Annotated in this window: 21 protein-coding genes; 10 read left to right on the forward strand and 11 right to left on the reverse strand. The window is 66.9% G+C overall.

Translation table 11 applies throughout. The annotated features are described in order from the left end of the window. Nucleotides 1-5: 5 nt before the first annotated feature. Nucleotides 6-710 (forward strand): DUF2968 domain-containing protein, encoded by a 705-nt coding sequence (locus C1927_RS12540; RefSeq protein WP_108746869.1) that lies wholly within the window; start codon nt 6-8, stop codon nt 708-710. A gap of 50 nt (nt 711-760) precedes the next feature. Here C1927_RS12540 and C1927_RS12545 read toward each other — a convergent pair whose 3' ends face one another. Further along, nucleotides 761-1,180, reverse strand: coding sequence for a hypothetical protein (locus C1927_RS12545; RefSeq protein ID WP_108746870.1), 420 nt, complete (start codon nt 1,178-1,180; stop codon nt 761-763). A 202-nt stretch (nt 1,181-1,382) separates the two neighbouring features. Between C1927_RS12545 and C1927_RS12550 the strand changes: the two genes are divergently transcribed. The 7 genes from C1927_RS12550 (at nt 1,383) to C1927_RS12585 (ending at nt 8,420) form a co-directional block, all read left to right on the forward strand. Continuing rightward, nucleotides 1,383-2,207, forward strand: a complete 825-nt coding sequence (locus C1927_RS12550; protein ID WP_108746871.1) for an alpha/beta hydrolase — start codon at nt 1,383-1,385, stop codon at nt 2,205-2,207. Nucleotides 2,208-2,584: 377 nt separating this feature from the next. Next, nucleotides 2,585-4,315 (forward strand): DUF2345 domain-containing protein, encoded by a 1,731-nt coding sequence (locus C1927_RS12560; RefSeq protein ID WP_343125735.1) that lies wholly within the window; start codon nt 2,585-2,587, stop codon nt 4,313-4,315. Further along, nucleotides 4,312-4,830 carry a hypothetical protein gene (locus C1927_RS12565; RefSeq protein ID WP_079222229.1) on the forward strand — a complete coding sequence of 173 codons (519 nt, stop codon included), beginning with the start codon at nt 4,312-4,314 and terminating at the stop codon, nt 4,828-4,830. The genes C1927_RS12560 and C1927_RS12565 overlap by 4 nt, the downstream gene beginning before the upstream one ends. An 11-nt stretch (nt 4,831-4,841) precedes the next feature. After that, nucleotides 4,842-6,728 (forward strand): TIGR02594 family protein, encoded by a 1,887-nt coding sequence (locus C1927_RS12570; protein WP_079222230.1) that lies wholly within the window; start codon nt 4,842-4,844, stop codon nt 6,726-6,728. 154 nt (nt 6,729-6,882) lie between these two features. Next, entirely contained in the window at nt 6,883-7,446 is a 564-nt protein-coding gene (locus C1927_RS12575; protein WP_079222231.1) for a hypothetical protein, read from the forward strand. Continuing rightward, nucleotides 7,443-8,012, forward strand: coding sequence for a hypothetical protein (locus tag C1927_RS12580; protein WP_079222232.1), 570 nt, complete (start codon nt 7,443-7,445; stop codon nt 8,010-8,012). The genes C1927_RS12575 and C1927_RS12580 overlap by 4 nt, the downstream gene beginning before the upstream one ends. A gap of 102 nt (nt 8,013-8,114) precedes the next feature. Beyond that, the gene (locus C1927_RS12585) at nt 8,115-8,420 is read left to right on the forward strand and encodes an I78 family peptidase inhibitor (RefSeq protein ID WP_108746873.1); all 306 of its coding nucleotides are present in this window, start codon (nt 8,115-8,117) and stop codon (nt 8,418-8,420) included. A gap of 7 nt (nt 8,421-8,427) precedes the next feature. Here the strand turns inward: C1927_RS12585 and C1927_RS12590 are convergent, their stop codons facing one another. The 7 genes from C1927_RS12590 to C1927_RS12620 form a co-directional block, all read right to left on the reverse strand. Continuing rightward, a complete protein-coding gene (locus tag C1927_RS12590) occupies nt 8,428-9,093 on the reverse strand; it encodes a hypothetical protein (protein WP_108746874.1) in 666 nt (221 codons plus the stop codon). 61 nt (nt 9,094-9,154) lie between these two features. Next, on the reverse strand, nt 9,155-10,861 hold the full coding sequence (dld, locus tag C1927_RS12595; protein ID WP_108746875.1) for a D-lactate dehydrogenase: 1,707 nt from the start codon (nt 10,859-10,861) through the stop codon (nt 9,155-9,157). Then, nucleotides 10,858-11,997 (reverse strand): FMN-dependent L-lactate dehydrogenase LldD, encoded by a 1,140-nt coding sequence (gene lldD, locus C1927_RS12600; protein WP_079222236.1) that lies wholly within the window; start codon nt 11,995-11,997, stop codon nt 10,858-10,860. The genes dld and lldD overlap by 4 nt, the downstream gene beginning before the upstream one ends. 18 nt (nt 11,998-12,015) lie before the next feature. Next, the gene (lldR, locus tag C1927_RS12605) at nt 12,016-12,780 is read right to left on the reverse strand and encodes a transcriptional regulator LldR (protein WP_079225270.1); all 765 of its coding nucleotides are present in this window, start codon (nt 12,778-12,780) and stop codon (nt 12,016-12,018) included. Between the two features lie 53 nt (nt 12,781-12,833). Then, complete coding sequence (gene lldP, locus C1927_RS12610) at nt 12,834-14,492, reverse strand: L-lactate permease (protein WP_108746876.1); 1,659 nt, start codon at nt 14,490-14,492, stop codon at nt 12,834-12,836. 190 nt (nt 14,493-14,682) lie between these two features. Beyond that, nucleotides 14,683-15,132, reverse strand: coding sequence for an MgtC/SapB family protein (locus tag C1927_RS12615; protein WP_079222238.1), 450 nt, complete (start codon nt 15,130-15,132; stop codon nt 14,683-14,685). A gap of 124 nt (nt 15,133-15,256) precedes the next feature. Then, nucleotides 15,257-16,015 (reverse strand): SDR family NAD(P)-dependent oxidoreductase, encoded by a 759-nt coding sequence (locus tag C1927_RS12620; protein WP_108746877.1) that lies wholly within the window; start codon nt 16,013-16,015, stop codon nt 15,257-15,259. Between the two features lie 188 nt (nt 16,016-16,203). Here C1927_RS12620 and C1927_RS12625 point away from each other — a divergent pair, with 188 nt between their 5' ends. Both C1927_RS12625 and C1927_RS12630 read left to right on the forward strand, forming a co-directional pair. Beyond that, nucleotides 16,204-17,295, forward strand: a complete 1,092-nt coding sequence (locus tag C1927_RS12625) for an alkene reductase (RefSeq protein WP_108746878.1) — start codon at nt 16,204-16,206, stop codon at nt 17,293-17,295. A 97-nt stretch (nt 17,296-17,392) separates the two neighbouring features. Next, nucleotides 17,393-18,349: an AraC family transcriptional regulator gene (locus C1927_RS12630; protein WP_108746879.1), complete on the forward strand. Its 957-nt coding sequence runs from the start codon at nt 17,393-17,395 to the stop codon at nt 18,347-18,349. 190 nt (nt 18,350-18,539) lie between these two features. On the opposite strand, the gene C1927_RS12635 is transcribed toward C1927_RS12630, so the two are convergent. The 3 genes from C1927_RS12635 to C1927_RS12645 form a co-directional block, all read right to left on the reverse strand. After that, nucleotides 18,540-20,450 carry a CocE/NonD family hydrolase gene (locus C1927_RS12635; RefSeq protein ID WP_079222242.1) on the reverse strand — a complete coding sequence of 637 codons (1,911 nt, stop codon included), beginning with the start codon at nt 20,448-20,450 and terminating at the stop codon, nt 18,540-18,542. A gap of 199 nt (nt 20,451-20,649) precedes the next feature. Next, nucleotides 20,650-21,036: a DUF4440 domain-containing protein gene (locus C1927_RS12640; RefSeq protein ID WP_108746880.1), complete on the reverse strand. Its 387-nt coding sequence runs from the start codon at nt 21,034-21,036 to the stop codon at nt 20,650-20,652. Continuing rightward, nucleotides 21,036-22,394 (reverse strand): MFS transporter, encoded by a 1,359-nt coding sequence (locus C1927_RS12645; protein WP_108746881.1) that lies wholly within the window; start codon nt 22,392-22,394, stop codon nt 21,036-21,038. Before C1927_RS12645 ends, C1927_RS12640 begins: the two co-directional genes overlap by 1 nt. Nucleotides 22,395-22,497 lie beyond the last annotated feature (103 nt).

The following is a 22,497-nucleotide window of genomic DNA, read 5'->3' on the forward strand; positions in this document are numbered from 1 at the left end:
TAGACATGCGAGAAACTTCAGGGGGCACCGTCTTCGCCCGGTATCCGCGCGGCGCGGCACTGCTGGCCATGGCCATGATCGTGGTGGCACCGCCGGCACTGGCAGCACGCGGCGATCGCGAAGCGGCGGCCGAACCGGTCCGCAGCGGGCCGGTGGTGCGCAATACGGTTGACGAACTCAAGCAGTTGATGGATGCGAACCAGCTCACCGAGCTGCGCACCACCTACAACGGCAACTACGGCGCCAGCCTGCTGTTCAATGCCAGCACCCTGACCTACTACGTGGCGCTGTTCCAGGAAAAGAACTTCTGGCGCGTCATCAAGACCGATGCGGTCGACAACGCCGAACGCGTCTACCGCACCTTCGTGCAGCAGACCGAGCAGCTGGCCCAGGTCTACATCGACACCACCCGCCTCGAAGCAGGCAAGCGCTACACCGAGCGCCTGGTGTCCTACAACGAAGAGCGCCTGCGCACGCTGCAGCTGGAAATGGAGCAGCAGCAGGCACAGTCGGCCCAGGTCAGCGCCTCCCTGCAGCAGGCCCAGCAGCAGGCGGTCAGCCTGAGCACCGACGTGCAGAGCACCAACAACCAGCTCGATGCCCTGCAGCGCCGCATCCAGATCCTGCAGGCCGAACAGGGCAACCCGGAACTGAGCCTGCCGAAGGCCGGCGCTTCGGGCTCACCGGCGGCCGCCAGCGACGGCAACTGAGTCACCGGCACCGCACGCACGCAACGGCACCTTCGGGTGCCGTTGTTGTTTCAGGGCTGCTGGCAGGCCAGGCGCAGCGCGTCATCCAACTGCCGCCGCTGCTGGTAATCCAGCCGACGGGCCCGCGTCATCTTCCGCGCCTGCTCGCGACGCGCCTGCTGACAGCCGGCGGGATCGCGTTCCAGCGTGATCAGCGCACCTTCGCTGCGGCCACTGCGGCCACGCGTGGTTCTGCCTGAGGCGCGGCCAGGCTGCGTCGGCCGCGCCACACGCGACGGTGCCACCTCGCCACTGCCACGCGGCTGCGCCGCCTCCGCCGGCACGTCCCAGCGCCATTCCGCGCGCCCCTGGCAGGGCGTCTGCTGGTAGACCGGGTGCGGCCCGTCCACGCATTTGTAGACATGGGTCTGGGCCTGCACCGCACCGGCCAGCAGCCACCCCACGATCATTCCCCACAGTGTTCTCTGCATGCCGCCTCCTCCCTGGCCTGGCGGACATCGTGGCCAGCATCGACCCGGTTCCGCCAGAGCGAAGCGCGTCATCGCGACCTGTGACCGCCTGCCATCCATTGGACACAGGCGTGCAAGCCACGCGGTGGATCCTGCGCTGTACTGCCGGTACGCCGGCAGCGCGACCGCCGGTGTCTTTCCCCTACCGCCAAAGGAACCTGCAATGAGCAACTTCGTAACCGTCAAAGACGGCGCCCGCATCTTCTACAAGGACTGGGGCACCGGCCAGCCGATCGTGTTCGCGCATGGTTGGCCGCTGTCGTCCGACGCGTGGGACCCGCAGATGCTGTTCATGGGCCAGAACGGCTACCGCGTCATCGCCCATGACCGCCGCAGCCACGGCCGCTCCAGCCAGACCTGGGACGGCAACAACATGGACACCTACGCCGATGACCTGGCGGCGGTGATCGAAGCCCTCGACCTCAAGGACGCGATCCTGGTCGGCCACTCCACCGGCGGTGGCGAAGTGGCGCACTACATCGGCCGCCACGGCAGCAAGCGCGTGGCCAAGGTGGTGCTGGTCGGCGCCGTGCCGCCGCTGATGCTGAAGACCGATGCCAACCCGGCCGGCACGCCGCTGGACGTCTTCGACGGCATCCGCCAGGGCACCGGCGGTGACCGCTCGCAGTTCTTCAAGGACCTGACCACGCCGTTCTTCGGCGCCAACCGCGATGGCAACAACGTCACCCAGGGCATGCGTGATTCGTTCTGGCTGCAGGGCATGCTGGGCGGCGTCAAGGGCCAGTACGACTGCGTGCACGAATTCTCGGAAGTGGATTACACCGAAGACCTGAAGAAGATCGACGTGCCGGCCCTGGTCGTGCATGGCGATGACGACCAGATCGTGCCGTTCGATGCCTCGGCCAAGCTGTCCTCGCAGATCATCAAGGATGCCGAACTGAAGGTCTACGCCGGCGCCCCGCACGGCCTGACCATCACCCACGCCGACCAGTTCAACGCCGACCTGCTGGCGTTCGCACGCAAGTGACGCGTGGCGGCGGCGCCGCAATGGCGCCGCCGCTCCTTCGGTAGTGCCGGTCAGATGTCGCTGTGGTGGTGCGGAACGCCGGCTGCCGGCAGCGGGTCATGCCCGCCCACGAAGTGCCGCACCACCGGCGCGCGTTCACCGCGATGCAGGCCGCGCAGCAATTCCTGGACGCCACCTTTGCCCTGTCCCAGCACCCGCAGCATGCCGGCCAGAGCTTCCAGCTGCTGGCCGTGCAGCACGTGGCGGTGAACAACCTGGACCAGGGCATCGCCGAACTGCTGGGCAACACCGCGCTGGAACGCGGTGCCTACCGCAACAGTTTCATCGCCACCGGCGCCGACGTGCCGCTGCGCGCCCTGCCGCTGGACCGCCCCACCCTGCACGGCCCGCAGACCGCGCGCGTGGTGGGCGTGGCCGATGCCGCGCTCAGCCCCAACCGCGAACACCAGGTGCGCATCCAGTTCGGCTGGCAGCGCGGCAGCAAGCCCAACCCGGGCGGCCTGAACGACACCGGCAGCGCGCAGCCCGGCCATGCCCCCGGCGACCACACCAGCGGCAGCTGGGTGTCGGTGGCCGAATGGGTGGCCGGCCCCAACTGGGGCACCGCCTTCCTGCCGCGCGTGGGCGCCGAGGTGCTGGTGGAATTCCTGCACGGGGACATCGACCAGCCGCGCATCACCGGCCAGCTGTACAACGGCGAAGTCGCCCCGCCCTTCGGCGGCGGCATCGACGAGAACGCCCGCCATCCCGGCGTGCTCAGCGGCCTGCACACCCAGGCCCATGACGGCAGCGGCACCCAGCAGTGGGTGATCGACGACACGCCCGGCCAGTTGCGCACGCGCCTGCACAGCTCGCTGGCCGACAGCCGGCTGGAGCTGGGCTACCTCATCGCCCACCAGGACACCGCCCGCGGCGCCCTGCGCGGCGAAGGCTTCGAGCTGGCCACCCAGGGCTGGGGCAACGTGCACGCCGGCGAAGGCCTGCTGCTGTCGGCCAGCCTGCAGCAGCGCGCCGGCTCCACGGTGATGGACAACGCCAGCGTGGTGTCGCAGCTGAAGGGGGCCGAGCGCAGCCTGGAACAGATGCAGCAGACGCTGGGCCAGCAGCAGGTGCCCGGCCTGGCCGAGTACGAGCGGACCAAGCAGCTGCGCGAGCAGATCGATCCGCAGGCGCAGGGCCGCTACAGCGGCGACGTGAACGGGCAGAACGCGATGAAGCCCGGCAGCGATGGCCGCAGCCCCGGCGAGCAGCCGGTGGAACGGCTGGGCAAACCGCTGCTGCTGGCCGAAGCCCCGCACCATGTGGCCTGGACCACCCCGGCCAGCGCCGTGGCCTATGCCGGGCAGAACCTGCAGATGACCGTACAGCAGGACCTGCACGTCAGCGCCGGCGAGACCATCGCCACCGTTTCCGGCGAGCATGTTTCGCTGTTCGCGCAGAGTGGCCCACTGCGGGTGATTGCCGCGCAGGGGCCGGTCAGCCTGCAGGCCAACGACGGCGAGCTGGAGCTGCTGAGCGACCAGGCATTGACCATCACCGCCACCGACGACCGCATCGACGTGCTGGCGCAGACCAAGGTAGTGCTGCAGGCCGGCAGCAGCGCGATCACGCTGGAAGGCGGGAACATCACGTTCAGCTGCCCGGGCGAGTTCAAGGTGAAGGCGGGTGAGCATCCGTTCATGGGGGGCGGCAGTGACGCCCCCGCGATACCGGTCCTCCCGAGTGGCCTGTTTTCATTCAAGGACAGCCTGCGCTTCGCGTTGGAAGGTGCGGACTCGCTGGCTACGGAGATGGGATGGAAGGACAAGGCGTACCGTATCTTCAACGACGAAGGCGAACAGGTCGCCAGCGGTACCATCGGTGAAGACGGCAGGTTGCCGCGGGTGATGGCCGACGGCTTGGGCCGCCCGCTCACCCTGGAAGTGGGCGACGACCGCTGGGAGATGTTGACTTCGACGGCAGGCAACGCGCCCGAGAACGACGGTGATACCCCCGATTCCGATGGCGATGATCCCTTCCTGGGCGATCTCGACGGCAGCGAAGCAATCGGAACGCTGACACCGGAACAGATCCTGGAACTTCTCAACGAATCGCCATCCTCGACATGAACATCCGATCATTTCTGCTCCTGCTCCCGCTCGGCATCTGCCTGGCTTCGCTTGCCCAGGCACAGCAGTACTCGCCCGGCAGCACCGACATCAAGGCCGGCCAAGGCACGGTGCGCGTGAACGCTGGCTACGTCAGCCACTTCAACGCGAACAGCTTCCACGTCTACAGCTTTCAGTACCGCCCGACGGGCACTGATTCAGTGTGGAACCAGCTTCCACTGCTGGCACGCAGCGAGGCACCGCCCGCGGAGTTCCTGGTAAAGGCGACCGCGACGGCTGACTTTCCCTTGCGCGATGCCCGTGTAGTAGTCGAGGCGGGCAAGGTGTCCGTGTACATCGCCGAACTGACGTTCAAGGACACCCCGTATGACGACGATGCAACGGTCGAGCTCAAACGCTATCTGCTGAAGCAGCAACCCGATGAAGAGCGCTGGGTGCTGGTGCTCGACTCCACCCGACGGCTGGCAAAGGGCATCGATGTGACGCAGGCCCTGGCCAAGCTCCCGTCCCGATAGGAAGACACGGAATGCCTACCTATATCAGCGCTGTTTTCAACAAGGAAACGCGCACTGTGGAATTCACCGCCGACAACGGTGACAAGCTCATCCGCAGTGGCGGCTCGCTGGCATGGCTGCTCAACAACCCTGGCAATCTGCGCCCGGGCGGCAAGTATCTGAAGATGATCGGGCAGGCCGATACCAAGAGCGGCAAATTCGCTGTGTTTCCCACAGCGGAGGATGGGCGGGCCGAAAAGCGCGCGTTGCTGCGCCGCAAGTACAACGATATGACGTTGTACAACGCCATGCACACCTACGCGCCCGAATCGGAGAACGATACGGCCGCTTATCTGGCCTATGTGCGCAAGCGGTCCGGCGCCACCGACCAGACGGTCATCAAGGACATGACCGACGAGCAGTTCAACGGCATGATCGGCGCGATGGAGCAGTACGAAGGCTTCAACGCCAAGCCCGAGACCCGCAAGGAGCGCATCGTGCATGCGACCCAGGTCACGCTGTCCGATGGTACCCGCCCCCTGCCGTCGACGCCGGTGATCGTGCGCAGCAGCACCGCCGGTGAGAAAAAGGTCAAGACCAACGAACACGGTGCTCTGCCCGCCTTCATCACCCGCCAGCCGGGCGAGATGATCGAGCTGTTCCTGGACGAATCCGGCAAGATCGGGACGCGCATCGGGCAGTTCGCGCTGCAGCAGGCCTCCGCATCCCTTGTGTTTGCGCGCAACATGATGACGGTCGGTGGAAACTCCCAGCCGCACAATCCTGTGCAGCCCAGCAAGGACAAGCGAACGTCACTGCGCTACGTCGTGCAACCCGGCGACACCCTGGCAACCATTGCCAGCCGTTTCAAGACCTCAGTGGACGAACTGGTGGCAAACAACCAGATCCGCAACCGTAACCGCATCTATCCGGGGCATGTGGTGTGGATCTACGGCAAGGCACCAGCCAGCGCCGCCAATGACGGTGGACCTGCACCGCCCGCAGCACGCGCTTCGGCTGCATACAGCGTGCGCTCCGGCGACACGTTGGGCAGCATCGCCGACCGTCATGGCACCAGTGTCGATGCGCTGATGGCCGCAAACCCGTCGATCAGCAATGCAAACCGGATCAGTCCGGGACAGAAAATCACCCTGCCGGCAGGCGCAAAAGCAGCGTCATCCGCGTCGCAGACTGCGTCAACACGCAATACCGGTTCAACGGCTGCGAGCAAGAGCGATCGCCCTTCCCTTGTGAAGCAGCCGACGAGCACATCGGCGGGGACTTCGACCAGGCAACCTGCGGCAGTGCAGGCGCGTGACACTCGCAGTCGCGAGGGCGAAGGCCATCCGATCTCGATCATTCCCTTCTCCCAGAAGCGCGCCCCCTGGGTCGAGCATGCCTATGCACAGGCACGCAAATGGGCAGGCAAGAAGGAAGCCGAGATCAGCCGCACGATCAATTTCCATTCGGAACTTGGCTACGGCAAGCAGTTCACTACGCTTGCTGGCAGCTCGAACGCGTGGTGCGCCTCGTTCGTGAACTGGTGCCTGCGCAGCGCTGGCTTTGCCACTTCCTCGCCCCACCCCTACCGGGCACGTTCGTTCGCTGCCGACACCACCCGCTTCAGCCAGATCGATGGGCCGGTGTTCGGCGCAGTGGCACTGGTCGGAACATCGCATGTGGGCTTCGTCTACGCGATGGAGCGCGGCCGCCCAGTACTGCTGGGCGGAAACCAGAGCGATCAGATCAACTTCGTCCGCTTCAATCCAGCCACGCTGCGCTACTACGTGCCAAAAAGCTATCTGCCTTTCGCGCAGAAGGAACTCAAGGAATCCAAACTCGATGAACTGGCAGCCACCGATCTCAACGCGGCACTGGGCATTGTTGTGGCCAAGAAGGCTGGCGACAACACGCGCTGAACCGCTGCGATGGGCCCTGATTGCCACCATCGGGCTCGGGCTTGCGGGATGCGGTGCACCCAACTCGCCCGATGCCGAGCCAGCAGGTACCGCTGCGGCAGATGCAGCTACGCTGTCCGGTGAGGCTGATGCGGCCCCCACAGCCAAGCTGGAGATGCTGCCGCCGCTGGGCGACGCGCAGCTGACTGATCTCTACTCCGGCACGCTGCTGAAACAGGTGGTGTTCCAGGACGCCGACGGTGCCGGTGTACTGCTGCTGTCGCGCAGCGAAAAGACCCTGCCGGCCGAAGGCGACGAGGATCCGGTGGAGCAGGTCACCCTGCGTGCGGAGCTATACCGGCGTGCGGACCAGGCGACGCCTTGGACGTCGCGGTGGAGCGTCGACGACCCTATCCAATGCGAAGGCCTGGACCTGGACGCGGGCTATTTCCTCGACCAGGTGACGGCGACCGACCTCGACAACGATGGCCGCGCCGAGCTGACCCTGGCGAGCCACAGCTTCTGTGGCGGCGGGGTGGACCCGCAGCAGCTGCGCATCGGCCTTCGCCAGGGGGAGCAGTATTACGAAGTGCGTGGTGAATCGCTGGTGGAGGTCGAAGGCGATGAACCCTTCGGCGGCGACCGTCAGGACGACCCTGCACTGGCTTCGGCTGCGCCAGTGCTGCGCGCGCACGTAGACAAGGTGTGGGAGGCGATCAAGCGCGGAAGTTCACTGTGACGTCGTCACGATGCCAGAGCCTGTATCAGGCCCTCCTGCTGCTGGCGTTCTCCGCTGCTGCGGACGTCTCCATCGCGCGCACTCCGCTGCACACCTCGCTGCAACGCGCGTGTTCGACCGCCATCGATGACAGGATCGAACTGTTACCGGTGGATGGAAAGCGCGTCAGCGCGTGCCCACCGGGAAATGACGAGGGCTGCCCATACAGCGCCCAGGAAGGAAAGACCTTCTTGAACGACACGCCCGATCTCAACAACGACGGGCGCAAAGACGCGATCCTCACCTACTTCGGAAGCAGCTACGGCGATCTCGATGTTACCGATAGACTGATCCTTGCCCAGTGTGCGGATGGAACCTATATCCGTCTATTGGAGGGCAGCTTCACGACATTGACAGCTCCTGTCGCGCCGCATGCTGCCTGGCCAGCACTGGACGCGACACGGGACTGCCCAGCCGGTCAGAACGGCACCGTCCGTACCGAGAACATCCAGCTGCAGTTCGACGGGGTGACGATGCGGTATCGCGGTCCAGCAGGCATTGACCTGATCCAGGTCTGCAGTGAATAGCGACAGATGCGGCGCAGACGAGCCCCCTGCTTTGATCCAACGCATGCCGTCGCCACAGGCAGGGTAGTATGGTGGCGCCACCATCTCGCAGGAGCGCCGCTCATGACCCGTTTCGGTTCCGCCCGCCTCGCCCTTGCCGCCCTTGCCACGCCGCTGCTGCTGTCGGCCTGTGTCAGCACGCCCGGCCCGCAGGTGAAGGGCTCGGGCCTCTGCGACGCCAGCCAGCTGGGGTGGGCCGTAGGCCAGCCGGGCAATGAAGAAAACATGCGCCGGCTGTCGCGTGAGAGCGGCGCGGGCCTGGTCAATCCGATCGGCCCGACCACCATCACCACCAAGGACATCCGCCAGGACCGCCTGCGGGTCTACATGGACAAGAACAACATCATCACTGCCGCACGCTGCGAGTAACCGCGCCCTAGCGGGCCTGCGGCAGGCCGGCCACCTTGGCACAGGCCGGCAGCGGCCTGTCGGGCACGTAGCTGCCGCCGACGCTGCGGAACACCCGGTCGGCGGCACACGCGGCACGCTCGCCGCTGCGGTACTTCAACTGCGGCAGGGCATCGGTGGAGGGCTGGACCTCAAGGCTGGCCCCCGCCTGCCACGGCACCACCAGCAGATCACTGTCGGTCTGCACATCATCGGCCAGGTGACGAACCTGGCCCACGTGCAGCCAGGCAGGCTTTCCCTCCTGCTGCACGACCGCGGCGACCAGCACATCCTGCACCTCATTGCCTTCCACGCGCTGGGCAGGCAGGCGGATGATGTTCGGCCACACCGCAAGGCGTGCGCCTTCAGGCACGGCCACGGTCACCGCACGGTTCAGCGGTTCGCGTGCGCCGCTCCTCGTTTCTTCCACCATCAGCGTGGCAAACGGCGTCTCATCGGCCTGCAGTGCCTGCGCGCACCAGGCGCGGTCCTCGGTGCAGTAGCGGGCGCCGTCCGCCGCAGTGTCTGCAGCAGCGGGCACGGGTGACAGCGCTTCCAGGCGGCTGCCGGTTGCGCTGGGCGCGGCCGCCGCAGCAATCAGCGGCATCATCAGCAGCGCGGCAGACAGCGCTCGGGAAACGGGGACATGGCTCATCAGGCATCCTCTGCGCAGCAGCGCATCCTTGCGAATGCAGCGATGGTAACGCAGGAGATGTTCAATGCCCGTTGCAGTCGCAGCTCCCCCACCCCTTCGCCTTGGAGGTGTGGCCAATACCCGGATTGAACGTGTTGCTCGGGTCGAGCTGACGGTAGAAGCCGGCCAGTGCCGGCTTGGCCGGATACAGGTGGCCGACGTTGTGTTCGGCCGGATACTCGGCACCGCGCTGGTCCAGCAGCGCCCACATCGCATGCTCGATCGCCATCGGGTCTTCGCCCTTGCGCGCGATGTAATCCTGATGGAACACATGGCAGAGGAAGTGGCCGTAGTACAGCTTGTGCAGCAGGCGCCCGTCGATGTCGGCCGGCAGGGATTCGAACCAGTCCGCGTCGTCGCGGCGCAGCGCGATGTCCAGCGCCACGATGTCCTGTACCTGCGCACGGTGGACTTCGCGGTAGCGCACCGCTGCACCGGCGACCGCGAAACGATGCAGGAACGCCTTGCGCCCTTCTTCGGCCGTGCAGCGGAAGAAACCACCCTCGTGGTTGGCGAAACACCCGCGCAGCCAGCGCTCGGTCTCTGCGGCATCCTGTGCCGATACCTTCAGCAGCAGGTGATGTTCATAGCGCTGGCGGAACTCGCCCATGCGCGCCGGCAGATGCGAGGGCAACAGGCCGGTCAGTGCCTGCATCACCCGGTCGGTCACCCCGCGCAGGCCCAGTCGCTCGAACCAGCCATCGACGCGGCTCTTGAGCGCGAATGCGGCCGGCACGCGCGCGGTGCCCAGGCGATCAATCAACAGGAACGTGTCCTTTCCATAACGCTCGCCGATGTCATAGGCGTCGCGATGGATGTACTCACCTGCAATCGGCAGTCGCTCGAAACCGGTCAGCAGCTGGCGGCGGATGGCGGTGAGCGTGGCGGTGCGGTTGCTGCCGATGTAGAAGACCTCGGCGGCTTCCTTTTCGAACGTATCCAGGCGCACGGCGAATACGGCCAGCTTTCCCGCCGAACCGGCCGCTTCGTAATGGCGGCTGGGATCGGCGTTGAACCGGGCGGGCGTATCGGCGTCGATCAGCCGCACCTCCTCGGCATAGCGTGGATCGGACGCGGCGCGACCGTCGCCGTCGCCGACGTCGGACGCGCTGTACTGCCCGTCCTGCAGGCGCTGCAGGATCTGCTCCGGGGTATCGCCCAGGGCGATGCCCAGGTGGTTGACCAGTCGCAGTGTGCCCTGCGCATCGACCTGCGCGTACAGTGCCAGCTCGGTGTACGCCGGGCCACGGCGCACCAGCGCGCCGCCGGAATTGTTGCAGACGCCGCCCAGCACCGAAGCGCCGATGCAGGACGAGCCGATCACCGAATGCGGTTCGCGCCCCAGCGGTGCGAGCGTCTGCTCAAGGCGGTCCAGTGTTTCGCCTGGCAGGCACAGCACCTGGCGGCCTTCGTTCAACAGCTGGATGCCGGTCAGACGCAGGGTGCTGACCAGCACGATCGGCCGGCCGTAGTCGTCGCCGTCCGGGGTCGAACCGCCGGTCAGGCCGGTGTTGGCCGCCTGCAGGATGATCGCTGCCCCACCCTGCACTGCCACCTGCAGCACGCGCCACAGTTCCAGCAGCGTGCCCGGGCGCACCACCGCCAGCACCGGGCCATCACCGAAGCGGTAGCCGCGGCGAAAGCGCCGCGTGGCCTTGTCGCCGGTCAGTACATGGCCACTGCCGACCGCATCGCGCAACTGTGCCAGCACGGCGTCGTGGCCACTCATGGCAGGCTCACCAGAGAGTCACGGCCGATATCGGCGATGCGACGCGCGCCGGTCAGAGTCATCGCCACGCGCATTTCCTTGGCGATCAGGTCCAGCAGGTTGGCCACGCCGGCCTCACCCTGTGCGGCGAGCGCATAGACGAAGGCACGGCCCAGCAGCACGGTGTCGGCGCCCAGCGCCAGCATGCGCACCACGTCCAGGCCGTTGCGGATGCCCGAATCAGCCAGGATCTTCAGATCGCCCTGCACGGCGTCGGCAATGGTCGGCAGTGCGCGTGCAGTGGACAGCACGCCGTCCAGCTGGCGGCCACCATGGTTGGACACCACGATGCCATCGGCTCCGAACTTCACCGCATCGCGGGCGTCGTCCGGATCGAGGATGCCCTTGATCACCATCGGGCCCTTCCAGAACTCGCGGATCCACTCCAGGTCCTTCCAGGAAATGGACGGGTCGAAGTTGCTGCCCAGCCAGCCGATGTAGTCGGCCAGCCCGGTCGGATTGCCGCGGTAGGCGGAGATGTTGCCGAGGTCGTGCGGGCGACCGAACAGGCCAACATCCCAGGCCCACTGCGGATGGGTGATGGCCTGGCCGAAGCGGCGCAGCGAGGCATTGGGACCGCTCATGCCCGAATGCGCGTCACGATAGCGCGCGCCCGGCACCGGCATGTCCACGGTGAACACCAGGGTGGTCACGCCCGCCGCCTGTGCGCGCTCCAGCGCATTGCGCATGAAGCCGCGGTCGCGCAGCACGTACAGCTGGAACCACATCGGCCGCTGGATGGCCGGCGCCACTTCTTCGATCGGGCAGACCGAGACAGTGGACAGGGTGAAGGGAATGCCGCGACTGTCGGCCGCACGCGCGGCCTGCACCTCGCCGCGCCGTGCGTACATGCCGGTCAGGCCGACCGGGGCCAGCGCCACCGGCATCGCCAGCGTCTCGCCGAACAATTCGGTTTCCAGGCTCAGGTCGGACATGTTGCGCAGGATGCGCTGGCGCAGCGCGATGTCGGACAGATCGGAAACATTGCGCTTCAGCGTGTGCTCGGCATACGCGCCGCCATCGATGTAGTGGAACAGGAACGGCGGCAGGCGGCGTTGCGCTGCGGCACGGTAATCGGTGGAGGCGGAAATGATCATGGGGTCAACCGGAAGTAATCAGCCATGCGGAGAAGGTAGGCGCGAGGCGCGTGCACGCCGGGCCTCGTTGTCATCGAGGGTGCGCAGCGTGGTGTGCACGAACGCGAGATGGGCGTGCGCGGCGGCGCGCGCGCGTTCGGGATCGCCGGCCAGCACCGCATCCATCATTTCGCGGTGCTGGTCGGACAGCGGCGAGAACGTGCGGGCCGAGGTGTAGAGCTTTTCGCGGCTCTGCGAGATGTTGGTCTGCAGCAGCTCGAACAGCCCGCGCATCACCTGCAGCAGCACCAGGTTGTGCGAGGCTTCGGCGATGGACAGATGGAACGCCGCATCGGCTTCGGCCTCGCCGGCCGGATCATCCTTGCCGTGTGCATCCATCATGGTCTGGAAGGCCTGCGCGATGCGCGCGCGGTCTTCGTCGGTGGCACGCAGCGCGGCATGCCAGGCAGTGGCACCTTCCAGCGCGTGGCGGATCTCGAGCACGTCGAAGCGGTATTCCGGATCGCCCTGGAACAGCGGCAGGTACGGTGCCAGCGGCTCGTCCAGCGCCTGCCGGGCCCGCGCGGCCGGCTCGGCCACGTAGGTGCCGCCGCCCACACGGGCAGTCAGCAATCCCTGGCTGGCCAGCTGCGCGATCGCCTCGCGCAGCGCGGTACGCGAAACCCCAAGCTGCACCGCCAGCGCGCGCTCGGCCGGCAGCCGGTCACCCGGCTTCAGCTGCTGCTCCTGCACCAGCACGCGCAGCTGCGCGGCCACCTTGTCCGAAACCCGTTGCATGCTCATGGCGCCATTGTCGCCCGAAGCATGCAGCGGTGGGTCAGCCTGCCTGACATGGCTCAGGGGATCATCCAGGTCAGCCAATAGGCCTGGGCCAGGGTGATCAGGCCGACCATCGTGGTGAAGATCAGGCTGTGCTTGACCGTGAAGCGGAACAGGTCCGATTCCCTGCCGGCCAGGCCCACCGCGGCGCACGCAATGGCAATCGACTGCGGCGAGATCATCTTGCCGGTCACCCCGCCAGTGGTGTTGGCCGCCACCAGCAGCACGTCAGACACCCCGATCTGCTGCGCGGTGGTCGCCTGCAGCGCCGAGAACAGCGCGTTGGACGAGGTGTCCGAGCCGGTGAGGAACACGCCCAGCCACCCCAGGAACGGCGAGAAGAACGGGAAGGCCTTGCCGGTGTGGGCCAGTGCCAGCGCCAGCGTGGCCGACAGCCCGGAGTAGTTGGCGATGAAGGCAAAGGCCAGCACCATGCCGATGGAGTAGATCGGCACGCGCAGCTCGCGCACGGTTTCGCCGAAGGTCTGCACGGCGGCCCGGGCCGGCATGCGCAGGGCCAGGATGGCGATGACTGCAGCGAGGAGGATCGAGGTGCCGGTAGCCGAGAACCAGTCGAACGTGTAGACCGCGTCGTAGCTCAGGGGTGCCGGCACGATCGGCGGCATCTTCTGCACCATCTGGTCCAGCCCCGGCACCGGGATTTTCAGCACCCAGCCCTGCAGCGGGCCGCCTGCTGCGAACAACGCCTTGAAGGGCTTGATGCTCCACAGAGTGACCATCGCGGTGAGGATCAGGAACGGCGACCACGCCTTGGCGATCTGGCCGACGCTGTAGCGCGGTGCGTCCAGGGCCTGCGCGGCGGCCTCGGCACTGGTGGCGGTGTCGAAACGGAAGATGCGCACCGGCTTCCAGCGACGCAGGAACAGGGTCAGGCAGACCAGCGAGGCCAGTGACGCGGTGATGTCAGGCAGTTCCGGGCCGATGAAGTTGGACGTCAGGTACTGGGCGATGGCGAACGAACCACCGGCCACCAGTACCGCCGGCCAGGTTTCCCGGATGCCACGCCAGCCATCCATGATGGCCATGATCCAGAACAGCACGATGACGGTGAGGAAGGGCAGCTGGCGCCCGGCCATCTGGCCGATCTCGAACGCGTCCAGGCCGGTGACCTGCCCGGCGACAATGATCGGGATGCCCATCGCGCCGAATGCCACCGGCGCGGTGTTGACGATCAGGCACAGGCCCGCGGCATACAGCGGCTTGAAGCCCAGCCCGACCAGCAGCGCGGCGGTGATGGCCACCGGCGCGCCGAAGCCGGCTGCGCCCTCCAGAAAGGCACCGAAGGCAAAACCGACCATGAGCATCTGCAGGCGCTGGTCCTCGGTGACCGACAGGATCGAGGCGCGGATGATGTCGAACTGGCCGGTTTTCACCGAGACTTTGTAGAGGAACACCGCGCCGATGATGATCCATGCAATCGGCCACAGGCCGTAGACGAAGCCGTAGCCCGCCGCGCCCAACGCCTGCGCCAGCGGCATCCGGTAGAACAGCAGGGCAACGCCGAGTGCGATGGCAACGGTGAGCGTGCCAGCCAGCCACCCCTTCATGCGCAGCACGGCCAGGGCAACGAAGAAGAACGCGATCGGCAGCAGCGCGATCAGGCTCGACAACCACAGGTTGCCGGCGGGGTCGTACAGGTGTTGCCAGGGCTGCATGGGGGCTCTCGACTGGGGACGGGTTCACCACCGCATCCGGTGGTTCGTCGTGGCCTTCATTCCTATTGGTCGTACCAATAAAGAAGAAAAGCGGACCACTGGACGCAGATTGAACCGTCGATCGTGCGTAGAGCCTATTAGACCATAGGGCTAGACGGATTATTGGTCATACCATTTCTCCGGGGAACACTCACAACCGTTTCTCCACCCGCCGGATCACCGCCAGCACCAGTACACAGAGCACGCTGACGCCGATGGCAATCACGTACTTGCCGATGCCCACGGCAATGCCGATGGCCGCAGCCATCACCAGTGAACTGGCGGTGGTCAGCCCGCTGACCTGGTCCTCGCGGTTGCCGCGCAGGATGGTGCCGGCCGCAACGAAGCCGACGCAGGCCACGACCGCCTCGATCAGGCGTACAGGGTCCACCTGCAGCAGGTCGCGGTAGCGCTCCTGCTGGAAGTGCTCGGCCACCGAATCACCGAGGCCGACGATCAGCGCCGCCGCCCCGGCGATCAGCATGTGGGTACGCAGGCCCGCAGCGTGCTTGCCCATCTCGCGTTCGACGCCCAGCACGCCGCCGAACAGCATCGCTGCGGCCACGCGCAGCAGGATCGATACGTCCTGGGTAAGTTCCATCGGTAGGCTCCGGGCGTTTTCCCGGAGCGTGGCGCGGGGCCCGTGGCATCACAGTGAAGGCGCCAGCACAGCCGGTTCACCCACCCGCGCCGGGCGATGCCCGGCGCCGTCTGCACTCAGCGCATCACTGCGCCAGGTAGCCACCATCGATCGCGTAGTAGGTGCCGGTCGCGAACGAGGCGTCATCGCTGGCCAGCCAGGCCACCAGCGCGGCCACTTCCTCCGGCGTGCCCAGGCGCTTGAGCGCATGGCGGCCTTCCAGCGTGGCCCGCACCTTGGCATCCATCTTCTCCAGCAGCGGCGTGGCAATGAAGCCCGGGCCGACCGCGTTGATGCGGATGCCATCGGGAGCATGTTCCCATGCAGCGGTCTGGGTCAGGCCAACCACGCCGTGCTTGGCGGCCACGTAAGCGGTGGAACCGGCATAGCCCACCTGGCCCAGGATCGAGGCCATGTTGATGATGCTGCCGCCCTTGCCCGCCGCGCGCATCGCCTGGATCTGCGCACGCTGGCACAGGAACACGCTGGTGAGGTTCACGTCGACCACGCGCTTCCAGCCATCGACCGGGTAATCGCCACTGCTCGCGGCCGGGCCGCCGATGCCGGCGTTGTTCACCGCCACGTCGATGCCACCGAGTTCATTCACCGTGCGCTGCACGGCGGCTTCCACCGCCGCTTCATCGGTGACATCCAGGGCGATGCCGATGGCCTGCACGCCCTTGGCCGTGAGGGTCTGCACGGTGGCGTCCACCGCGTCCTGTTTCAGGTCCCACACCGAAATGCTGGCACCCGATGCAGCGAGCAGTTCGGCCACCGCCAGGCCGATACCGGATACACCACCGGTCACGATGGCGGTCTTGCCCTTGAGCTGGTAATCGATCATCTGTGTTCTCCACGTGTTGGTAAGGCGTGCGGAGCGCGTCCGCCTGGTGATGACGTTACGCCCGCGCGTGTTACGGACATGCCATCCCAGGGCGCCATCGACACGCACGGACTGCAACGATCCTTCCCATCGCTGAAACGCGTTCGCGCCTATGCTCAGCCCCACACCTCTCCCCTGTGGAACCTTCGATGAGTCCTGCCGCCGATCTGCTGTTCACGCCTACCCGCCTTGGCGACATCGCCGTGGCCAATCGCATCGCCATGGCACCGCTGACGCGCAACCGGGCCCTGCCCGACCGCGTGCCCTCGCCGCTCGCCATCACCTACTACCAGCAGCGCGCCAGCGCTGGCCTGATCATCGCCGAGGCGACGCAGATCAGCCCACTCGGCCAGGGCTACCTGGATACCCCGGGCATCTACAGCGACGCGCAGGTTGCTGCATGGAAATCAGTGACCGACGCGGTACACGCTGAAGGCGGACGCATCGTGCTGCAGCTCTGGCACGTCGGCCGCATCTCCCACACCAGCCTGTTGCCCGAAGGCGAAGTGCCGGTGGCGCCGAGCGCGATCCGCGCCAATGGCAAGACCTTCACCGCCAATGGCTTCGAAGATGTGTCCGCGCCCCGGGCGCTGGCCATTGAAGAAATCCCGGCACTGATCGAGGACTACCGCATCGCTGCCCGCAATGCGATCGCCGCCGGCTTCGACGGTGTGGAAGTGCACGCGGCCAACGGCTATCTGATCGACCAGTTCCTGCGCGATGGCAGCAACCACCGCAGCGATGCCTACGGCGGCAGCATCGAGAACCGCACGCGCCTGTTGTTTGAAGTGGTGAGCGCCGTGGCCGAAACCATCGGCGCAGCGCGCACCGGTGTTCGCCTCTCGCCGGTCACGCCGGTCAACGATGCACACGACAGCGACCCGCAGCCGCTGTTCGACCGCGCGGTGGAGCGCCTGGACACGATCGGCGGCCTGGCCTTCATCCATGTGATCGAAGGCGCCACCGGCGGCGACCGTGACAACCTGGCCTTCGACTACGCGGGCCTGCGCGCGCGTTTCCGTGGCCCGTGGATCGCCAACAACGGCTACGACGCTGCGCGTGCCCAGCAGGCCGTGGCCAGCGGCTACGCCGACATGGTCGCCTTCGGGCGTCCGTTCATCGCCAACCCTGATCTGGTTGCCCGCCTGCGCAGCGGTGCTGCGCTGGCCGATCTCGACCCCGCCACGCTGTATGGCGGCGGCGAGCACGGCTACACCGATTACCCTGCACTGGGCGCGTAAGCCAGCGTTGCGGCCCGTCGCTGCGGCGGCGGGCCCGCGCTAGAATATCGTTGCGAGCCGACGCCAGCACTTTCCTCCCCAGCTGAGCGGCTTAGCAATGTCCCGATATTTCACGTTTGCCGATTACCGTCGCTTCGGTGATCGGCACGGCTATGACTATCGCGCCGACCCGCGCGACCTTCGCGATGACCAATGGATCGGTCGTGGCGAAATGCACGAACAGACCCTGCGCGGTGGCCTCAGCCTGGTTGCCACGGATGTGTGCAACCGCGTGGGCTATACGGCCACTGCCGAGCAGCGCCCGGGCCTGTCGATCCGGATGATGCTGGATGGGCAGGTGGATGTGCAGGTGCCGCAGCGTGAGGCCTTCAGCCTGCGCGCGGGTACCGCGATGACCAGCCATCACCGTGAACCGGTCGAGATGCGCGGCGTGCATCCGGGCAGCGTGCGACTGCGCGGCGTGAGCCTGTGCCTGCCCGCGGAGTTCGATGTGGAGCTGCTGCAGCAACCCGCGCTGCAGCAGGCACTGCACGGACCCGGGGTCGGCTGCCGGCACTGGGCCATTCCGCACACGCTGCTGCCCGCGCTGTCGCAGTTGTTCGACAGCCCCTGGCAGGGTGGACTGGATGCGCTGTGGCGCGAGGGCCTGGCCCTGCAGGTCCTGGCCGTGGGCCTGCAGGCCGATGATCTTCATCCCGCCACACCCCGTGCGCTGCGTGCCGGCCAGCGCGCGCGGCTGGAACGGGTGCGTGCGTTCCTGCGCGAGGATCCCAGCCATGAACACAGCCTGGTCGAGCTGGCGCAGATCGCCTGCATGAGTCCCAGTTCGCTGCGTCGTCATTTCGTGCAGCAGTACGGCTGCTCGGTGTTCGATTACCTGCACGAGCAGCGCATGCACCACGCCGAACAAGGCCTGCGCGAGCGCGGCTGGAGCGTGGAGCAGGCCGCGGCGGCTACGGGCTATCGGCACCCGAGCAACTTCGCAGCCGCTTTCCGCAAGCGCTTCGGGTTGGTGCCCAGCCGCTGGCGCACCGGGCCCTCGAAGGTAGGGTGACCAGCTCTCGCGCGATTCCCGCTCTGGTGGGTGTCGACCGTTGGTCGACACGCTCTTGCATGGCATGCCGGCCAGCGGCCGGCACTACCAACGCCGGGCACGGCCCGGCGCTACCTGGTGGGTGTCGACCGTTGGTCGACACGCTCTTGCATGGCATGCCGGCCAGCGGCCGGCACTACCACCGTCCGCTTCAGTACACCGGCAAATCGATGTAACTGGCCTGTGCGGCGCTGTGCCAGACCCGCTGCGTGGCCTTCTGGTAATCGGCCGGCTTGGCCAGGTAGATGTTCGGCACGTAGGTCTGCGGGTTGCGGTCGTACAGCGGGAACAGGCTGGACTGCACCTGCACCATCACCCGGTGCCCCTTCTGGAATACATGGTTGGCATTGGGCAGGTCGAAGCGGTACGGCAGCACCTGGTTGGCGGCCAGTGCCTTGGGCGCGCTGAAGCTCTCGCGGTAGCGACCACGGAAGATCGCCAGTGACACCGGCAGCTCGTAGCCACCCATCTCCGGCGTCGATGCCTCCTGGTCGGGATAGACGTCGATCAGCTTCACCACCCAGTCGCTGTCGGTGCCGCTGGTGGAGGCCTGCAGGTGCACCACCGGCGCGCCACCAATGCGAAGGGGTTCGTTCAGCGGTTCAGTGATGAAGGTCAGCACGTCCGGCCGACCGTCGACGAAGCGCTGGTCCTTCACCAGCCAGGTGGTCCACATGTCACGGTCGCCGAAGCGTACCGGGCGCGGCACGAACGGCACCGGCTTGGCCGGGTCGGACACGTATTCCTCGAAATCACCCTCGCCCGCCGCCGGCGCCTGGAAGGCCAGCTTGCCACCGGCACGCAGGTACAGCGGCTTGCTGGCCGCAGTGCAGTCCTTCTCGCAGCTGCGCGGCCAGCCCTGCAGGCGGTCCCAGTGGTTCTCGCCGGTGTTGTAGACCAGCACCGGCGGCGTGTCGGCCTTCGGTGCGCCATCCACCAGGTACTGGTCGAAGAACGGCTTGAGCACGTCGCGGCGGAACTGCAGCGCGGTATCGCCATCGAACTTCAGCGCCCCCAGCTCGTTGCCGGTGTAGTTCACCTGGCTGTGCCGCCACGGTCCCATCACCAGGTAGTTGAGCGTGTTGCCGGTGTCACGGCCTTCCATCGCCCGGTAGGCGTGGTTGGCGCCCCACATGTCTTCCTGGTCCCACAGGCCCTGCAGCCACATGGTCGGCACCTTCAGCGGCGTCTTCGCCATCACTGCATCCAGCGCCTGGCCCTGCCAGAACGCATCGTAGGCCGGGTGCTCGACCAGCTTCTTCCACCAGGTCAGCTTGTCCACGCCGGTAAAGCGGGCGTAGTCACCGGCCGAGCCGATGCGCAGGAACGTGCTGTAGTCGTCGTAGCCGAGGCTGGGCAGCGGCGTGCCCTTGCCGCGCTTCTCGGTCTGCATGGCGAAATAGTTGAAGTTGACCTGGCGGAACGCACCGTAGTTGAGCCAGTCATCGCCCATCCAGCCATCGACCATGGGGCTCTGCGGCGCGGCCACCTTCAGTGCGGGGTGCGGGTCGGTCAACGCCATCACCACGGTGAACCCTTCATACGACGAGCCCAGCATGCCGACCTTGCCGTTGGTTTCCGGCACATGCTTGACCAGCCAGTCGATGGTGTCCCAGGCGTCGGTGGAATGGTCCACCTTGGTGTTGTTCAGCGGCCCGCGCAGCGGCCGGGTCATCACGTAATCGCCTTCGGAACCGTACTTGCCGCGGATGTCCTGGAACACGCGGATGTAGCCGCCATCGACGAACACTTCATCGCCCTGCGGCAGCATGTCACGCATGCGCGGCGAATCGGTGCGGCTGGCGCGGCCGGCGGCATCGTAGGGCGTGCGGGTCAGCAGGATCGGTGCGTTGTGCGCCCCCTTGGGCACCACGATGACGGTGTACAGCCGGGTGCCATCACGCATCGGCACCATCACCACGCGCTTGTCATAGTCGCGGCCGACATCGGGGGCCACGAAGGGCTTTCCGCTGATGTCCGGGGTCATCGGCGGGGTATCGGCGGCCAGCACGGTGCTGGACAGGCAAAGGGCGATGGCTACAGCAACGGCACGCACACGCATGGAAACCCCTCCCGGCAGGAAAGACCCAAGCGTACTCCTGCCCAACCCGGTGAAGTGTGTGCGGGCTTTGCGTTCCGCGCTCTTTGGAGGCAGGACTGATGGCACATGCCAAGCGGTGCTGGACAGCGCCCGCCGGGCATGGCCCGGCGCTACCGATCCGCGCGCCCGAGGTAGCGCCGGGCCATGCCCGGCGGATCCGTCAGCCCGATTGAACCTCATGCAGCGCCAACCATCGCCAATGCCCCTGTTCCTGCCGCAGCACCGCCAGCGACTCCCGCCATGCGATCGCCCCATCTCCCACGGCGTGCCCTTCGCGGTAACGCAGCACCGCCAGCGGTGACGGCGCCTCGATCGCCTGCACGGCGTCGATGGCGATGCGCAGGCCAGGCCGTGCCCCATGCCCGCCGACGAACAACGCCTGTACCGCCTGCCGGTCCAAGCGCCGCCCGGCAATGCCGACCATGCTGAAATCCGCGCAGAAGTGCGCCATCAGATCGTCGAGTGCTTCGGCGCCCACCTCGGCGCGGAACCACGCCTGCAGCATGTCGTGCAGGTCGTGGATTTCATGTTCGGCGGTGTGTTGCATCAGGCACGCTCCGGTTGCGCAAGGGTCAGTGGCTGCGAACGGCGCAACAGCGCCATCGGCAGCAGGGTAAGGACAGCGGCCAGGCCCAGCGCCACACCGGTGGCCTGCGCCGGCAGCCATTGCACGGCCAGGGCCAGCAACAGTGCGATGGCGGCGGTGCCGAGGCAGAAGCTGAGCTGGCGGTTGAGATTCCACAGCGCGCTGGCATCACCCAGCGCTTCACCCTCCACACCGTGGAAGGCCAGCGTCTGTGCGGTGCTGCTGCACAGGCTGCCGCCGGCGCCCATCAACGCGTACAACAGCGCTGCCAGCGCAAACGGGGGCTGCGGCAACAGCGCCATCAACATCAGGCCGCTGGCCTGCAGCAGCATGCCACCGCGCAGCACTGCTGCCGGCCCGAAGCGCGCGAGCAGGCGTCGGCTGCCGGTGATGGCCACCGCCGATGCCAGCGCCCACGGCAGCATCAATGCACCGATGCGCGCAGCACTGTAGCCCGCCAGGTGCAGCTGCAGCGTGCTGGCCAGCTGGCTGCCAATGAAAACGCCCGGCACCGCCAGATAGACCAGCATTGCCAGCCGCAGCCCGCGATGGGACAGCAGCGACCAGCGCAGCAGCGGCTGTGCCTGCTGGCGCGCGTGGCGCAGGTGGGCGGTCGCCAGCAGCAGCGCCACCAGCAACAGCACCGCGCCGACAATCCGGTGGCCGGGTTCGCCCAGCCAGGTCAGCGCCAGCAGCAGCACGCCCAGCGCGCTCATCGCGGTGGCCAGCGCATAGGCCTGCAGGCGGGGCGCAGTGCGCTCGCCATCGGGCGGCATCCAGGCCAGTACCAGTCCCATCGCGGCCAGTGCCAGCGGCAGGCTGGCCCAGAGCACACCCCGCCAGGACAGCCACTGCACCAGCAGCCCGCCCAGCGCCGGCGCCAGCGCTGGCACCAGCAGCGCCACCAGCAGGATGCGACGGGTCAGCGCGCCACGCTGCTCAGGGCTGCATTGCCGATACGCCGCGGCCTGGGCAACGGGAATCAGCAGGCCGCCGGCCAGGCCCTGCAGCAGCCGCCATCCCAGCAGCCAGCCGATGCCCGGCGCCGCACCGGCCAAGGCCGCCGCCAACGCGAGCAGCAGCAGGGCCGCCAGCAACAGTCGCCGTTCACCACAGCGCGCGGCCAGCCACGGCGCCAGCGGAATCACCACGCTCAAGCCCAGCATGTAGGCCGTGCCGACCCATGCCAGGGTGCTGATGTCCGCCTGCAGTTCGGCTGCCAGCGCCGGGTAGGCCACCGTGGCGATGAACATGTTGACCAGGTCCAGCGCGAACACCAGCAGGAAGATCGCCTCGTGGCGCAGGCGGGGAGAGGGCATCGGCGGCGCTCCAGCGGGGAAGCGGCCAGCATGCCGTTCGACGGTTGTTGGAAAAACACGACACCAGCTGCAACACTGTCAAATCTGTTTTGACAATGAATCA

The sequence above is a fragment of the Stenotrophomonas sp. ZAC14D1_NAIMI4_1 genome, from assembly GCF_003086775.1.
In the GTDB taxonomy this organism is placed as follows: Bacteria; Pseudomonadota; Gammaproteobacteria; order Xanthomonadales; family Xanthomonadaceae; genus Stenotrophomonas.

Coding starts and splice junctions, on each gene's coding strand:
- C1927_RS12640 (WP_108746880.1), bottom strand. CDS start 21,036: ATGCAACACACCGCCGAACATGAAATCCACGACCTGCACGACATGCTG.
- C1927_RS12590 (WP_108746874.1), bottom strand. CDS start 9,093: ATGAGCCATGTCCCCGTTTCCCGAGCGCTGTCTGCCGCGCTGCTGATG.
- C1927_RS12570 (WP_079222230.1), top strand. CDS start 4,842: ATGCCTACCTATATCAGCGCTGTTTTCAACAAGGAAACGCGCACTGTG.
- lldP (WP_108746876.1), bottom strand. CDS start 14,492: ATGCAGCCCTGGCAACACCTGTACGACCCCGCCGGCAACCTGTGGTTG.
- C1927_RS12550 (WP_108746871.1), top strand. CDS start 1,383: ATGAGCAACTTCGTAACCGTCAAAGACGGCGCCCGCATCTTCTACAAG.
- lldR (WP_079225270.1), bottom strand. CDS start 12,780: ATGAGCATGCAACGGGTTTCGGACAAGGTGGCCGCGCAGCTGCGCGTG.
- C1927_RS12620 (WP_108746877.1), bottom strand. CDS start 16,015: ATGATCGATTACCAGCTCAAGGGCAAGACCGCCATCGTGACCGGTGGT.
- C1927_RS12540 (WP_108746869.1), top strand. CDS start 6: ATGCGAGAAACTTCAGGGGGCACCGTCTTCGCCCGGTATCCGCGCGGC.
- C1927_RS12575 (WP_079222231.1), top strand. CDS start 6,883: ATGCTGCCGCCGCTGGGCGACGCGCAGCTGACTGATCTCTACTCCGGC.
- C1927_RS12615 (WP_079222238.1), bottom strand. CDS start 15,132: ATGGAACTTACCCAGGACGTATCGATCCTGCTGCGCGTGGCCGCAGCG.
- lldD (WP_079222236.1), bottom strand. CDS start 11,997: ATGATCATTTCCGCCTCCACCGATTACCGTGCCGCAGCGCAACGCCGC.
- C1927_RS12625 (WP_108746878.1), top strand. CDS start 16,204: ATGAGTCCTGCCGCCGATCTGCTGTTCACGCCTACCCGCCTTGGCGAC.
- C1927_RS12565 (WP_079222229.1), top strand. CDS start 4,312: ATGAACATCCGATCATTTCTGCTCCTGCTCCCGCTCGGCATCTGCCTG.
- C1927_RS12545 (WP_108746870.1), bottom strand. CDS start 1,180: ATGCAGAGAACACTGTGGGGAATGATCGTGGGGTGGCTGCTGGCCGGT.
- C1927_RS12585 (WP_108746873.1), top strand. CDS start 8,115: ATGACCCGTTTCGGTTCCGCCCGCCTCGCCCTTGCCGCCCTTGCCACG.
- C1927_RS12645 (WP_108746881.1), bottom strand. CDS start 22,394: ATGCCCTCTCCCCGCCTGCGCCACGAGGCGATCTTCCTGCTGGTGTTC.
- dld (WP_108746875.1), bottom strand. CDS start 10,861: ATGAGTGGCCACGACGCCGTGCTGGCACAGTTGCGCGATGCGGTCGGC.
- C1927_RS12635 (WP_079222242.1), bottom strand. CDS start 20,450: ATGCGTGTGCGTGCCGTTGCTGTAGCCATCGCCCTTTGCCTGTCCAGC.
- C1927_RS12630 (WP_108746879.1), top strand. CDS start 17,393: ATGTCCCGATATTTCACGTTTGCCGATTACCGTCGCTTCGGTGATCGG.